The 12,048-nt window shown below is 47.9% G+C and carries 16 protein-coding genes; 4 read left to right on the top strand and 12 right to left on the bottom strand.

Annotated elements, in window-relative coordinates:
- Position 1: 1 nt before the first annotated feature.
- From tusB to D467_RS0103695, 4 genes are all read right to left on the bottom strand, one after another.
- The gene (gene tusB, locus D467_RS0103680; RefSeq protein WP_018916159.1) at positions 2-289 is read right to left on the bottom strand and encodes a sulfurtransferase complex subunit TusB; all 288 of its coding nucleotides are present in this window, start codon (positions 287-289) and stop codon (positions 2-4) included.
- Between the two features lie 13 nt (positions 290-302).
- Positions 303-668: a sulfurtransferase complex subunit TusC gene (gene tusC, locus D467_RS0103685; protein WP_018916160.1), complete on the bottom strand. Its 366-nt coding sequence runs from the start codon at positions 666-668 to the stop codon at positions 303-305.
- A 9-nt stretch (positions 669-677) separates the two neighbouring features.
- On the bottom strand, positions 678-1,067 hold the full coding sequence (gene tusD, locus D467_RS0103690; protein ID WP_018916161.1) for a sulfurtransferase complex subunit TusD: 390 nt from the start codon (positions 1,065-1,067) through the stop codon (positions 678-680).
- An 81-nt stretch (positions 1,068-1,148) separates the two neighbouring features.
- On the bottom strand, positions 1,149-1,829 hold the full coding sequence (locus D467_RS0103695; protein ID WP_018916162.1) for a Bax inhibitor-1/YccA family protein: 681 nt from the start codon (positions 1,827-1,829) through the stop codon (positions 1,149-1,151).
- A 163-nt stretch (positions 1,830-1,992) separates the two neighbouring features.
- On the opposite strand from D467_RS0103695, the gene D467_RS0103700 reads away from it, so the two are divergent.
- On the top strand, positions 1,993-2,751 hold the full coding sequence (locus D467_RS0103700) for a dienelactone hydrolase family protein (RefSeq protein WP_040460095.1): 759 nt from the start codon (positions 1,993-1,995) through the stop codon (positions 2,749-2,751).
- A gap of 58 nt (positions 2,752-2,809) precedes the next feature.
- On the opposite strand, the gene D467_RS19915 is transcribed toward D467_RS0103700, so the two are convergent.
- The 3 genes from D467_RS19915 to D467_RS0103715 form a co-directional block, all read right to left on the bottom strand.
- Positions 2,810-2,968 (bottom strand): hypothetical protein, encoded by a 159-nt coding sequence (locus D467_RS19915; protein ID WP_018916164.1) that lies wholly within the window; start codon positions 2,966-2,968, stop codon positions 2,810-2,812.
- 124 nt (positions 2,969-3,092) lie between these two features.
- The gene (locus D467_RS0103710) at positions 3,093-4,097 is read right to left on the bottom strand and encodes an aldo/keto reductase (protein ID WP_026285600.1); all 1,005 of its coding nucleotides are present in this window, start codon (positions 4,095-4,097) and stop codon (positions 3,093-3,095) included.
- A 181-nt stretch (positions 4,098-4,278) separates the two neighbouring features.
- On the bottom strand, positions 4,279-4,860 hold the full coding sequence (locus D467_RS0103715; RefSeq protein ID WP_018916166.1) for a hemerythrin domain-containing protein: 582 nt from the start codon (positions 4,858-4,860) through the stop codon (positions 4,279-4,281).
- A 213-nt stretch (positions 4,861-5,073) separates the two neighbouring features.
- Between D467_RS0103715 and D467_RS0103720 the strand changes: the two genes are divergently transcribed.
- Positions 5,074-5,259, top strand: coding sequence for a hypothetical protein (locus D467_RS0103720; RefSeq protein WP_018916167.1), 186 nt, complete (start codon positions 5,074-5,076; stop codon positions 5,257-5,259).
- 148 nt (positions 5,260-5,407) lie between these two features.
- Here D467_RS0103720 and D467_RS0103725 read toward each other — a convergent pair whose 3' ends face one another.
- From D467_RS0103725 to D467_RS0103735, 3 genes are all read right to left on the bottom strand, one after another.
- Positions 5,408-5,614, bottom strand: a complete 207-nt coding sequence (locus D467_RS0103725) for a hypothetical protein (protein ID WP_018916168.1) — start codon at positions 5,612-5,614, stop codon at positions 5,408-5,410.
- Between the two features lie 246 nt (positions 5,615-5,860).
- Positions 5,861-6,472 carry a flavodoxin family protein gene (locus tag D467_RS0103730; RefSeq protein ID WP_018916169.1) on the bottom strand — a complete coding sequence of 204 codons (612 nt, stop codon included), beginning with the start codon at positions 6,470-6,472 and terminating at the stop codon, positions 5,861-5,863.
- Between the two features lie 97 nt (positions 6,473-6,569).
- Positions 6,570-8,369 (bottom strand): thiamine pyrophosphate-requiring protein, encoded by a 1,800-nt coding sequence (locus tag D467_RS0103735; RefSeq protein ID WP_018916170.1) that lies wholly within the window; start codon positions 8,367-8,369, stop codon positions 6,570-6,572.
- A 335-nt stretch (positions 8,370-8,704) separates the two neighbouring features.
- Between D467_RS0103735 and D467_RS20055 the strand changes: the two genes are divergently transcribed.
- Positions 8,705-9,442: a Crp/Fnr family transcriptional regulator gene (locus tag D467_RS20055; protein WP_018916171.1), complete on the top strand. Its 738-nt coding sequence runs from the start codon at positions 8,705-8,707 to the stop codon at positions 9,440-9,442.
- 388 nt (positions 9,443-9,830) lie between these two features.
- On the opposite strand, the gene D467_RS0103745 is transcribed toward D467_RS20055, so the two are convergent.
- Positions 9,831-10,049 (bottom strand): hypothetical protein, encoded by a 219-nt coding sequence (locus D467_RS0103745; RefSeq protein ID WP_018916172.1) that lies wholly within the window; start codon positions 10,047-10,049, stop codon positions 9,831-9,833.
- A gap of 255 nt (positions 10,050-10,304) precedes the next feature.
- Here D467_RS0103745 and D467_RS0103750 point away from each other — a divergent pair, with 255 nt between their 5' ends.
- Positions 10,305-10,514 carry a hypothetical protein gene (locus D467_RS0103750; protein WP_018916173.1) on the top strand — a complete coding sequence of 70 codons (210 nt, stop codon included), beginning with the start codon at positions 10,305-10,307 and terminating at the stop codon, positions 10,512-10,514.
- Positions 10,515-10,915: 401 nt separating this feature from the next.
- Here D467_RS0103750 and D467_RS0103755 read toward each other — a convergent pair whose 3' ends face one another.
- Positions 10,916-12,043 carry a mechanosensitive ion channel family protein gene (locus D467_RS0103755; protein ID WP_018916174.1) on the bottom strand — a complete coding sequence of 376 codons (1,128 nt, stop codon included), beginning with the start codon at positions 12,041-12,043 and terminating at the stop codon, positions 10,916-10,918.
- Positions 12,044-12,048 lie beyond the last annotated feature (5 nt).

A 12,048-nucleotide genomic window follows, 5' to 3' on the forward strand; every position in this document is an offset into this window, starting at 1 on the left:
ATTAATACCATGTCACAGTCTGAAGGTGGTGCTCCGTTAAGGAGACAAAGCCGTTCATATCTACTGTAGGAAATACGTGCGCGTCTACCATCTCGCCAAGCCCCGAGGCAGACACGTCTTCCGCCAGTAAGTAAATACGTGAGTGATAGTCCTGCCAGCCTTCCCAATGTGGTTTTAGTGCCGCCTGTACACCTTCTTCAATCAACAGCACTGCATCTTCGCAGCCAACGGCTTGCTGCATCTGTTGCGCTGCATCGCTACCCGGCGCCTTGGTTAAAATATGCAACATGGTAGGTATTCCGCTAAAAATTAAGTATGTGCGAATATTGCTGCATAAACGCAGACATAGCCTCAGGCTCCAACAGACGCACATTATCACGCAGTGCAGCTGAAGGTACGCCAATGGCCGCCAAAGAGGCCTCAGAGGTCCACAGGTTCTCAATATCGTACATTTCCAGCATATCCATGGTAGGTAAGCTGGCTTTTTGCCCTGGTGCTCCGCTGCCCTGCTCTTTTAACAGCGCCATTATACCCTGCCCCAGAAACAGTAAATCGACAGGTTGGCCAAAAGCGGCGGCCACCAGCGCCGCATCTAGACCCTCGCGGAGCAAATTAGAGCTATAAGGCGCATGCCGAATTATCACCAGCAAATTTTCTGAATCAGTCATTATGCCCTCTTAAGCAAACGTGATGAGCCGATCACAGCGCTTCTGCAAGGTGAGCAGCTGGCCAAGCCCCGTTAATTCAAAAGGTGCTTCCAGATTAAACGATGTTTTGCCGTGGCGCTGCGCTTCTGCTTCGCTTAGAAGCCCGCGCCTGAGGGCTGCAGCAATGCATACATCCAGCGCAACGTTGTGCAAGTGATGGAGCTCAACCCACGCATCACGCAGGTTAAGTTCATCCTGTGGGGGAGTCATAAGAGAAGAGGCGTTATGGACACCTTCGTGATAAAAGAACACCCCTGCCAAACGGTGCCCTTGAGCGATGACTGCTTGAGCAAAGCGCAAAGCAGAGTGAGGTGCTTGACTGGTATACGGCGCACCCATTACCAATAAACCATACTCCATTGCGTTAAATCCGAATCCGGTAGCCAAAAAAAGACAGACCCTACAAGTAGGGTCTGCCCGTTTACTAACCACTAATCGCAATTAGTCGTTGCTCATAATACCCAAGATAGACAGCAGGCTTACAAACAAGTTATAGATAGAGACATACAGCGTCACAGTAGCCAAAATGTAGTTCGTTTCACCGGCGCGGTGAATGATCTCACTGGTCTGGTAAAGAATCGCAGCTGATGCGAACAGAACAAAACCCGCCGATACCATCAATGAAAGTGCCGGGATGTTGAAGATTAAACCAGCGACCATGGCCAGGATCAAAACGATCGCGCCAGCCAGCAGGAAGTTACCCAGGAAGCTGAAATCTTTTTTCGTGGTTAAAGCCACTGCGGAAAGGCCGAAGAACGTAAGGCCTGTCATCGCCAATGCATTCATGATCAGCGCACCGCCGTTAGGCAGCGTTAAATAGGCTGAAATGATCGGGCCTAGGGTAAAGCCCATAAAACCGGTAAAGGCAAACGTTGCCAGTAAGCCAGCAGCTGAGTTAGCCGTTTTATGCACCAGGAACATCAAGCCATAAGCACCAATAAAGAACACAAATATGTTCATTTGTTGGACGCCCATTGCAACGGATGCGCCTGCCATCACTGCGGAGAAAAGCAGTGTCATTGCGAGTAATGCGTAAGTGTTACGTAGCACTTTGTTGGTGCTTACGCTGTTGGCAACACCGCTTGATCGCGTATGTGCCGTGTTCAGGTCGTTATAAGCCATCTCTTAATGCTCCCCAAATAATGTTGCTTACAATAGACCAGCATGCCGTCACCAAGTTCCAGACGCAAGCCCTTATCGTACCGAAACTAAAGTACCCAACCTTTTTCTAACGAAAGGATAGTCAGCTATGCTTATTTTTTCGACTGACGGAGATACTTTGACAATGATTAAAACACTTTCTCTCTCATCTTTGGTACTGACTTGTTACGCCGCAAATGCGTTTGCCTTCTCGCCTATGGGTGAAGATATTGCTTATACAGTTAATGATGAAGCGTTTGAAGGCTATTACGTTTCAGCCGTTAACGAATCAAAAGGCACGGTACTTATTATTCATGACTGGGATGGCGTGGACGATTATGAGCGCCAGCGAGCCGATATGCTGGCCAATGAAGGTTATGACGCGTTTGCTATTGACCTTTTCGGGGCCGGAAATCGCCCCCAGGCAATCGAAGACAAACAAGCGGCTACCAGCCAGCTTTATGAAGACAGAGCGCGAATGCGTGAATTAACCCTGGCAGGCTTAACCCAGGCCCGGGAGCAAGGCGCTGCCGAATCAACCGTATTGCTCGGCTACTGCTTTGGAGGTGCCGTTGCGCTTGAAACAGCCCGCTCTGGCGAGGCGGATGATGTTATAGCCTACTCAAGCTTTCATGGCGGGCTAGCCACGCCTGAAGGGCAAGACTACCCACAAGCCACGCCGCCGATTTTTATTGCGCATGGGGGTGCCGATGAAAGCGTCAGTCTTGAAGAAGTTACTACGCTCATGGAAACGTTAGAAGCAGCTGAAATAGCGTATGAAGTGAATATTTATTCAGGCGCACCCCATGCCTTCAGCGTATTCGGCAGTGACCGCTACCAAGCGCAAGCGGACGAGCGCTCCTGGGCCTCGTTTACTCAATGGCTAAACAGCGTATTTGAATAATGGTATTACAGTAAAGCAACGCCCCACTGGCGATGGTTCTCATCGACAGTGGGGCGTTTTAGCTTTCTATTTCTTCGTCATCATTTTTCGCCGGAGTAACCACTGTACTCGCGGTGTGCCGAATATCCTGCGAGGCGTATAACCTGGCATCAACGACATGCAGTACTGCGAGCTGTATAAAGAGCACTGCAAAACAGATGATAAAACCTTTGATCATGTCGGCTTTCCTGAACCAGGCTGGCGATAGCCAGCCTTTTGCTGAATGCTAGCTCAAAGGTTGCTGAAAGCAATAGCTGCACTAGCCAAATCATGCAATTAAAATAGCGGCCTAACGCTTTTGCTTACTGGTTAAATTCCTCAGTATCGATATCCACTTGCTGCGCCGTGCTATAGCGCTCCCCTGCTATTTGATCAGGCGTCATCATCGAATTAAGCTCACTGAGGAGGTTATTGTCTAGCGTCAGACTATCAGCTGCCAGATTTTCACGCATATGGGCGACTGAGCAAGTCCCGGGGATAGGAACGATATGGCTACCTTGGGCTTTTACCCAGGCCAGTGCCAATTGAGCAGGAGTAACTTCAAGCGATTGGGCAAGTGACTGAAAGCGTAAGAATGTCGATAAGTTCTTCGGCAAATTGTCAGCGTTAAAGCGGGGCATATTAGCCCGCATATCACCTTCGCCAAACACCGTCTCGGCCTGAATAGCACCCGTCAAAAAGCCACGCCCAAGCGGGCTAAATGCCACCAAAGCCACATCAAGCTCTTGGCAGGCATCAATCAGCGCAATTTCAGGGTTACGTGTCCAGAGCGAGTACTCCGACTGCACTGCTGCTATCGAATACTCTTTATGCGCTTTATGAAGAGTCTGTGCTGACACCTCAGATAGCCCCACGCCGCCAATCTTGCCTTCATCGACCAGCTTACCTAACGCGCCGACGCTCTCTTCAACAGGCACGTCGCGGTCTAGCCGGTGCAGGTAATAGATATCGATATGATCGGTCTTTAAACGCGCAAGGCTTTCCTCACACTGTTGGCGCAATATTTCCGGGCGCCCCTTAATGACCCGCTTTCCACTATCAGCCTCAATGGCCAAACCGCACTTACTAGCCAATAACAGTTCTTGGCGTTTATTTTTTAAGGCATTGCCAAGCAGGCGTTCATTAGCCGTGGCGCCATACAGCGTTGCCGTATCAAAATGTCGATATCCCATTTCAAACGCTTCATGCAATGCACGCAGGGCGTCTGCCTCCGGCACTTGCTGGCCATAACCATGAGACAGGTTCATACAACCAAGCCCTATAGTAGGCGAAGACACTTCTTTAAGACGCTTAAAAAACATCGACATAGTCAATCTCTGAAAAGGAAGTTTCTGCCGCATTGTTATGCCGTATAACGGTTAACAATTCAATGCGCTAAGTGGAAAGAACGTCGCTCCACCTGAGGCATTGCCATTAATACAATAGACATATAAAAGCCCCAGGAAATGACCCATGGGGCTGTAGAAGCGCTCTCAGTCTTAGGAAGTATTAACCGGTATGACGCCCTTGAAGCTTATCCAGGAGCCTATCAATCATTCCTACCCCAGGCCCAACGCTCTTATGGAATAGCTCTGAATGAGGCGCGCTAGGATGTGGGCGTGTCGGCGCCAGCTTCTTGGCATTGTCGACCTTCTCACCCAAGTTGATAAGCTCATTACCAGAAATATGGGTGCGTAACTTGGGAAACTGGTCGGATTCTTCATCATTGATGTGATGGCGAAGCTGTTTTTCCATCTCTTTGGTCAGCGTCATAAAAGAAGGATCAGAGGCATCAACGTCCTCTAGCTTTTTCATGACCTTGACCAACTCATCATGCTCTTTCTTGTCGTGCTCAACTTCATCATGGCCATTGGGTATATGTTTTTCCATGGCGGGGTAAACATACATTTCCTCGGCTACCGCATGACGCATCACTTCGGCAATCGCGGTATCTATTAAATCCCGGCGCTGCTTGGGGTCGTTAGTATTTTCTACCTGGGTTAATAACTCCAACATCTCTTGATGATCGGTCGTTAAAATGTTGATAACGTCCAATCCATTGCCTGTAAGGCCTTGCGTGTGGTTATCCATACCTTTCTCTCCCGATAGACCATGAGCCGCCAGCTCCATTTTAAGCTAGCACCGCCGGGTAGTTATTTCCAAGCTCGCAGTCAGACGCCTAATACATGTTAAGAAGTTTTTTAAAATCGACTGGTTAGCTGCAGGCTCGGTACTCAACCCGTGCTTCATAAGCTACGTTATAAAAGGATTAATCAACCGGATTGACAAACCAAGGAGAGGATAATGGCGATGTTTATGGTTTACAGAGCAGTTCAAGAAGGCATTGAAATTGATGCTCAGCCTGAATGGTGGGTAGTAGATATGCGCGACGCTGATCAACGAGATGGTGATTTGGTGCGTAAGCGCTGCGCGACCAAGCCTGAAGCCGATGAAGTAGTGAATGAGCTTAACGAAAAATATGCTGGTTAAGTAGCTACATAGCCTACCCGTTTAGTAACAAAGTAGGCTCCATAAAGACGCTAAAATGAATTTGGTGTCTATCACCGAAGGAACATCCACCAGTCTTAACACAACACGGACTGGTGGACGGTAATAATGCAGAAACAGAACGATGCGACTATTTCTTACCACTTAACGATCTAAGCAGCGACTCAACTTGATGGTCGCCCTCACCTTCATCATCGACCTCCTCTTTTGCTAGTTCTTTCTTATCACCCACCACGGCATTGCAGGAATTGCAGTAGATAGTTTCATTTTCATCGGTATTATCGGGAAAACGGAAATCTTCGCTGCCACACTGGGCACATCGTTTCGGAAATGCCATTTAAAATTACTCCTTGTTGTATGCAGAGCATCATGCCATGCACACCTATAGCTTAGCTGAGAACAAAAATAACTGCGTATAGCCAGCTTGCTGCATATTCAGCTATAAAATTACGCATTTAAGCGCCCTGTACGGCTCAGCTCGTGGAAGTAGGTCCATACAAACAGGTTCTTACAAAGTGGTTCGTATAAACAGGTTCGTACAAACATATCTATGAATGAAACCTTAATGGATCTTCGAGCAGGTCTAGCTCTCTTGCTCGGGATACTGGCTTTGCTTTAATAACGTGGCCAAGTGGGTGCAGTTAAGTGCTAGCGCTTTCGTCGCGCTCTGCGTGGTTTCAGGTGTTTGGTCTAAATCCTTGTAGTCATCCCCCTGCATAGCTTCACCCACCCAATAGGTACAGGCATTCGCAGGTATGGTAAAACCAACGTCGTTCAAGCCCTGGAAGAGTTCGGCGACGATGTGATGAGCACCATCCTCATTACCTACTACCGCCACACCCGCGACACGGCCGTAAGAGACCATTCGTCCCTGATCATCCGTTTCCTCAAGAAAAGCATCAAGCCGTTCAAGTACACGCTGGCAGATGCTCGAGTGATGCCCTAACCAGATGGGGCTACCCAAAATGAATATATCAGCATCCAGAATCTGCTTGCGTATTTTAGGCCACTCGTCTCCCTCACCTTCATCAGATGTCACGCCAGGCTTGATATTGAAATCCGCGGCACGAATCTGCTCACCAACAACACCATGGCGCGCAAGCTCTGCCAATGTCTCGGATATAAGCCGATCACAGGAGGACTCTGCAGGCGATGCTTTAAGCGTACAATTGATAGCCAGAGCTTTTAAAGGCATAGGATTCTCCTTTTACACGTTAAGGGCGTTCATGTTATTGGGCTATGCCGCCTTGTAAATACCGCCTTGCAGATAAAGGCGGCTTCGCCGGCAGGTTTTAATGCTTGCGCAGTTTGGGGGTTATCTGTCGGGCGAACTGTCGAAATGATGCTTTGATCATGCCTATAGCATCCGGATCGCCATGCATTAGCGCCGACATATAGGCTTTTGCCTGTTCGCGTTTGATATGCGGCGGAATTGGCGGAACATCAGGGTCAGTGAGCACCTCCAGCACTACCGGACGGTCGGCACTCAAAGCCAAATCCCAGGCATTCCCCAGCGTCTCAGGGTCGCTGACCTTAATGCCTTTAAGCCCGATGAGTTCGGCATACTCGGCATAGGGAAAGTCGGGAAGATCCTGTGAGGCTTCATATTTCGGATCACCTTCCATCACACGCATTTCCCACGTAACCTGATTAAGGTCCCGATTATTGAGCACCATGACGATCAAGCGCGGGTCAGCCCACTGCTGCCAATACTTGGCAACGGTAATTAGCTCCGAATTACCGTTCATCTGCATGGCGCCATCTCCTACCAGCGCAATAGCCACCCTCTCGGGGTAGGCGAACTTGGCTGCTATCGCGTAGGGGACGCCATTCCCCATAGTGGCAAGCCCACCGGAAAGCGATGCCATCATGCCACGACGCAGTTTGAGATCGCGTGCGTACCAGTTGGCAGCAGAACCGGAATCACTGGTAAGAATGCAATTATCCGGCAGGCGTGGTGACAGCTCCCAGAAAACACGTTGCGGATTGACCGGCTCAGCCGCCGCCATGGCACGCTCCTCAAGCACCTCCTGCCATTGGGCCACGCTCTTTTCAATATCTTCACGCCAGCCACGATCGGTTTTCTGTTCCAAATAGGGTAACAGCGCCTGTAAGGTAGCCGCGCTATCTCCCACTAGGTTTACCTCCATGGGGTAACGCATGCTTACCTGGCGTCCATCAATATCGATTTGCACACCTCGTGCCTGGCCTTCTTCCGGTAAGAATTCCGAATAGGGGAAGCTTGAACCAACCATCAATAGCGTGTCGCAGTTGGTCATCAACTCCCAGCTTGGATTGGTACCCAATAACCCGATAGAGCCGGTAACGAAGGGTAAGTCATCGGGAAGCACTGCAAGCCCCAGCAGCGCTTTAGCAACACCGGCTCCCAGCCTTTCAGCTACCTGGATAACCTCATCGGTCGCATTCAGCGCCCCAGCGCCCACCAGAATCGCTACCCTTTCGCCTTCGTTGAGTACCTGAGCTGCCTGGCGAAGGTCATCGTCATGCGGTATCGTGCGCGGCGTTGAGTAGCCCACGCCCGAATGTACCGTGCCGTGAGCATGAGGAGGCTTTTCAACCGCTGGCTGGGACTGAAGATCATTGGGAATAATGATAACCGTTACGGTACGCTCGGCTAAGGCAATACGTATGGCGCGGTCAACAAGATGGCGAATCTGCGCTGGGCTGGTCGCCATATGCACGAATTCATGAGCCACATCTTTAAATAATGAAACCAGGTCAACTTCCTGCTGGTATTCACCACCCAAGGCAGCGCGCGCCTGCTGACCAACGATAGCGACAACTGGCTGATGATCTTTCTTGGCGTCATAAAGACCATTGAGCAGGTGAATGGCTCCCGGTCCTGATGTCGCGGTACAGACGCCGACCTCTCCGGTAAACTTAGCATGTGCGCACGCCATGAAAGCGGCCATTTCCTCATGGCGGGCCTGCACGAACTCAAACTGGTCACCCGCCCGGTTCAACGCCCCCATGATGCCGTTACTGCCATCTCCCGAATAGCCAAAAATACGTTTAACGCCCCACTCACCTAATCGTTGAACCAGAAAATCACCTACCAGCTGCTTACTCATTCAAGCCTCCATGGCAAAATTTCGCCTTAGATCATCACTTATCTATAAATGTTGACTGGCCTATAGGTATAGATATTGATATCAGATAAGGTCAACTTCATAACGCTCCTTGTTAATTATTGTTATGCGATGCGCGCGTTTCTTAGCATACAAAAAAGCGCTATAAAATTCTTAACGAATAAAAAAAAGATAACAAAAATTACAAATAGAAAGAATAGATAAGCAGACTAATAGCTAATACCAATCAAAGTAATAAAATTAATCTATTAATACGTATCGTTTTTATCCTATGAATACTACAATAAATAAAAATATTTATTTACTGGGAGGTTCCCTTGCTCAGAAACCTCATAAAAAAATTAGAAAATTTCCAACCCTGCACTTCTGAAGAAGTTAAAGCTTTAGAAAGTTATATAACGCCTGTTCGCATCCTTAAAAAATCAGAAGACCTTATACAAGAATCAGATAAGCCTTATGAAGTTAACATTCTGCTTGAGGGCTGGGCCACCCGGTATAAAATCACCGACGCGGGTAAGTATCAGGCACTAAGCTTTTTAATTCCCGGTGATGCCTGTGATGTTCACATTACGCTCATAGACCGGATGGATCATTCAATATGTGCTGTCATTCCCTCAAAATTCACGTCGATTCCTCAGCATAAAATTGAAGAAATGTACGTATCGCACCCCAGGCTTGCACGCGCCTTTTTCTGGTCCATGCTGGTAGATGAATCAACCTTACGTGAATGGATAGTCAATATCGCAAGCCGACAAGCTCACCAGCGCATGGGGCATTTGTTTTGCGAGCTGCTTGTCCGTTCCCGTGCAGCCGGTTTAACCGCTGATCATGGTTTTATTATGCCCCTTACCCAGCAACAAGTTGGCGAAGCTATGGGTATCACACCCGTTCATACGAGTAGAGTTATAAGCAAACTGCGTCAAGAAGGATTGATTACTTGGGAAAATAAATTTCTCAAAATACACGATTGGAATAGAATGAAAGAATTTAGTGATTTTGATGCCAATTATTTACATCTTGAAAAGGCAGACCCAAACTTAACCCAGGACATTTAACCTCGCCTCTGAAAACATTATTATATATTACATAGTTGAATCAAAAATTTAATAATGTAACCAAAATCACTTCAATTTAGCTAAAAGTTATGTAAGCCAAATACCCTATAACAAGAAGCCCGACCAGAGGCCGGGCTTTAACGTAGCATCCTTGTACACATTGCAAGCGTCCTGCCTGCCTATCCTTAGGGAGTCATCCTAACTCTCTATTCCTTGCTGAACTTCCTTGCCCAGTGAGTAAAGATTGCCAGCTTAACTTTGGCTTGTAAGTAACATAGTATAAGTACCAGGGTGATATTACTGATTACTGCACTAAGCTGACATCTAAATGAAAAATGCCAGCCCTAAAGGGCTGGCAACGGTAATAGTTAGGTCACAGGAGGATTAATCACACATCATGCTTATCACCGGTTATTCCATCGGTAAATTTTCGTAGCCCCTTTTCAATGGGATGCTCATCTTCACTGGAATCATCCTCAGCGGATCGAGGCTCCCCTTCATACAGTTCGGCGCCACATGAGCTGCACGGATGGTCATGGGGAACTTCGGCCTCAGCTTCAGGCACATACTCATGACCGCATTTTTGACATGTTATAGGATGTTTCATAGCAGTCCTCCTTACTTAGCATATCCATTAGGTATCGGATAAACAGATAAGTTCAAAGATAATATTAAATGAATAAAAGCTGCAATTCTTAACTTTTGTTTTATTAATCATTAGCTTTCTAAGATTATTGAAAAGTCTAAATACTACTCAAATCATTCCTTGGGCTTAAGAACATTCATACAAAAAATAATTTTATAGAGCATATAGTAGTGGAATATTGCACGCTGAGCTCCCTCAGCATGATGGAGAAAAACCATGATTGCTGTTCACCAAGGTACCGGAGTAGAATTTTCAGCTATTTATCGCCGACTGGTTATTAATCAATTAATTAGACGGCTAGAGCTTCTAGAAGCTGAGAAATACGAGCTAGTGGCTGAAAATAAATTACTCGCCGCTGAAAACGCTAAGTTAAAAATTGAGGTCGCACACCAAGCGAATCAGCTAACCAACTTAAAAATCGTATAGCCTCTCTCAATAAGGCAATATTGTCAGCAGTCTTTAGCTCAAAGCGAACGCCAATCCTTGCCCTGTAGCCGCCCTAATGCACCTTATAAGGCCAAAAGGCACTCGGTGAAAGACCGAGCGCCAAAAAAGCGAGTAGAGTATTTAACCCATCTCGGGTAGCTAGGCTATAGTTTCAAGGTAAACATGCGTGCACATCTCATCATCAAGAACTAGGAGGTTCGTATGAGGAAATGGATCCTGTTGGCGCTTATAAATTGGCTTCGCAAGCCAGCCAATCGTCAGAAAGCCAAGAACGCTTGGAACAAGTACCGGGGAGATAGCACACCAAGACGTTCATCGAATCGGCCGCGCCCCACACCACGCAATTCACCGATGCACCGCTCCGACAACACTTTCGATCACTAAATATTATGCCCCGCCTGGGAAATGGCGGGGTCCTCACTTGGTCCACTGCCTTCAGGCAGAGGAACCTCATCGAGAAACTCAAGAGCGCGTACCGGCATGGCAAATTTGATATCGCGTTTATCCAATTCTTCGAGCAGGGAAAAGTTAATCGCTTGCTGGATATCCATATACACGTTGAAGTCCGCGCTCAACACGAAATAGACGACTTCAAATTTCAACGCGTAATCAGCAAACGCACTTAAATGCGCACGATCGAAGCGGGTCTGATTTATTGACTCGATTACTTGCTTGATCAGCGGCGGGACCTCACGCACCTTATCGATTGGCGTTCGAAACGAGATAGCCATACTGAAAACTACCCGCCGCTCACGCATCCTGCTGTAATTATGCAGGGTTTGCTGGAGCAGTTTGGTATTCGAACAAATGATCTGCTCACCGCTCAAGCTACGGATACGCGTGGTTTTCAGGCCAATATATTCAATCGTTCCGGCAATATCATCGAAGACAATAAAGTTGCCCGTGGTAAACGGCTTATCAACCCCAATTGATGCAGAAGCGAACAAGTCACTCAGCAGTGCCTGCACGGCAAGAGCAATCGCTATTCCCCCAATCCCCAAGCTTGCTACAAACGCGGTAATGTTGATGCCCAGGTTGGCTAGAATCGACAACAGCACAACGGCCCAAAGGATGATGCGAAACGTCAGCGCGACCATAGTCACAGTGAGCTGATTATCCTGGCCAGCCTTGTCACTGATGGTTTCTTCTTTCCATAACGTAATAGCAGCGCCAACCCATAAACCGAACTGCAGCGCCAGCACCAAAAACCATAAATGGCTGACTCGATCTTCCCATTCCGGCCCCAAATCAACGACGGCCAAGCCAATTTGTAAGGCCATCGCGGCAATAAGCAGGCGACTGGTATGCTTGAACACTTCGATACCATAATGGCTCAGGCGCCCTTTCCTGTGTGTTAACCAGCGGGTAAGGCGAGCAATAATTGAGCTCATCAGCATTCGCAGCGCAAAGTAGCTGACAATAGCGATGCCGATGACTAAGACGAAGTTCAAAAAGATAGGTTGAGATACCCACTCTTCCCATGAGCGCCACAAATTCCAATCAAACATGTATC

The organism is Vreelandella zhanjiangensis DSM 21076 (assembly GCF_000377665.1).
Classification (GTDB): domain Bacteria; phylum Pseudomonadota; class Gammaproteobacteria; order Pseudomonadales; family Halomonadaceae; genus Vreelandella; species Vreelandella zhanjiangensis.

What these genes read in the sequence shown, in the direction of transcription:
- tusC (WP_018916160.1), bottom strand. Translation starts at nt 668, where the DNA reads ATGACTGATTCAGAAAATTTGCTGGTGATAATTCGGCATGCGCCTTAT.
- D467_RS19915 (WP_018916164.1), bottom strand. Translation starts at nt 2,968, where the DNA reads ATGATCAAAGGTTTTATCATCTGTTTTGCAGTGCTCTTTATACAGCTC.
- D467_RS0103720 (WP_018916167.1), top strand. Translation starts at nt 5,074, where the DNA reads ATGGCGATGTTTATGGTTTACAGAGCAGTTCAAGAAGGCATTGAAATT.
- D467_RS0103710 (WP_026285600.1), bottom strand. Translation starts at nt 4,097, where the DNA reads ATGTCGATGTTTTTTAAGCGTCTTAAAGAAGTGTCTTCGCCTACTATA.
- D467_RS0103730 (WP_018916169.1), bottom strand. Translation starts at nt 6,472, where the DNA reads ATGCCTTTAAAAGCTCTGGCTATCAATTGTACGCTTAAAGCATCGCCT.
- D467_RS0103745 (WP_018916172.1), bottom strand. Translation starts at nt 10,049, where the DNA reads ATGAAACATCCTATAACATGTCAAAAATGCGGTCATGAGTATGTGCCT.
- tusB (WP_018916159.1), bottom strand. Translation starts at nt 289, where the DNA reads ATGTTGCATATTTTAACCAAGGCGCCGGGTAGCGATGCAGCGCAACAG.
- D467_RS0103715 (WP_018916166.1), bottom strand. Translation starts at nt 4,860, where the DNA reads ATGGATAACCACACGCAAGGCCTTACAGGCAATGGATTGGACGTTATC.
- tusD (WP_018916161.1), bottom strand. Translation starts at nt 1,067, where the DNA reads ATGGAGTATGGTTTATTGGTAATGGGTGCGCCGTATACCAGTCAAGCA.
- D467_RS0103755 (WP_018916174.1), bottom strand. Translation starts at nt 12,043, where the DNA reads ATGTTTGATTGGAATTTGTGGCGCTCATGGGAAGAGTGGGTATCTCAA.
- D467_RS0103700 (WP_040460095.1), top strand. Translation starts at nt 1,993, where the DNA reads ATGATTAAAACACTTTCTCTCTCATCTTTGGTACTGACTTGTTACGCC.
- D467_RS0103725 (WP_018916168.1), bottom strand. Translation starts at nt 5,614, where the DNA reads ATGGCATTTCCGAAACGATGTGCCCAGTGTGGCAGCGAAGATTTCCGT.
- D467_RS0103750 (WP_018916173.1), top strand. Translation starts at nt 10,305, where the DNA reads ATGATTGCTGTTCACCAAGGTACCGGAGTAGAATTTTCAGCTATTTAT.
- D467_RS0103695 (WP_018916162.1), bottom strand. Translation starts at nt 1,829, where the DNA reads ATGGCTTATAACGACCTGAACACGGCACATACGCGATCAAGCGGTGTT.
- D467_RS0103735 (WP_018916170.1), bottom strand. Translation starts at nt 8,369, where the DNA reads ATGAGTAAGCAGCTGGTAGGTGATTTTCTGGTTCAACGATTAGGTGAG.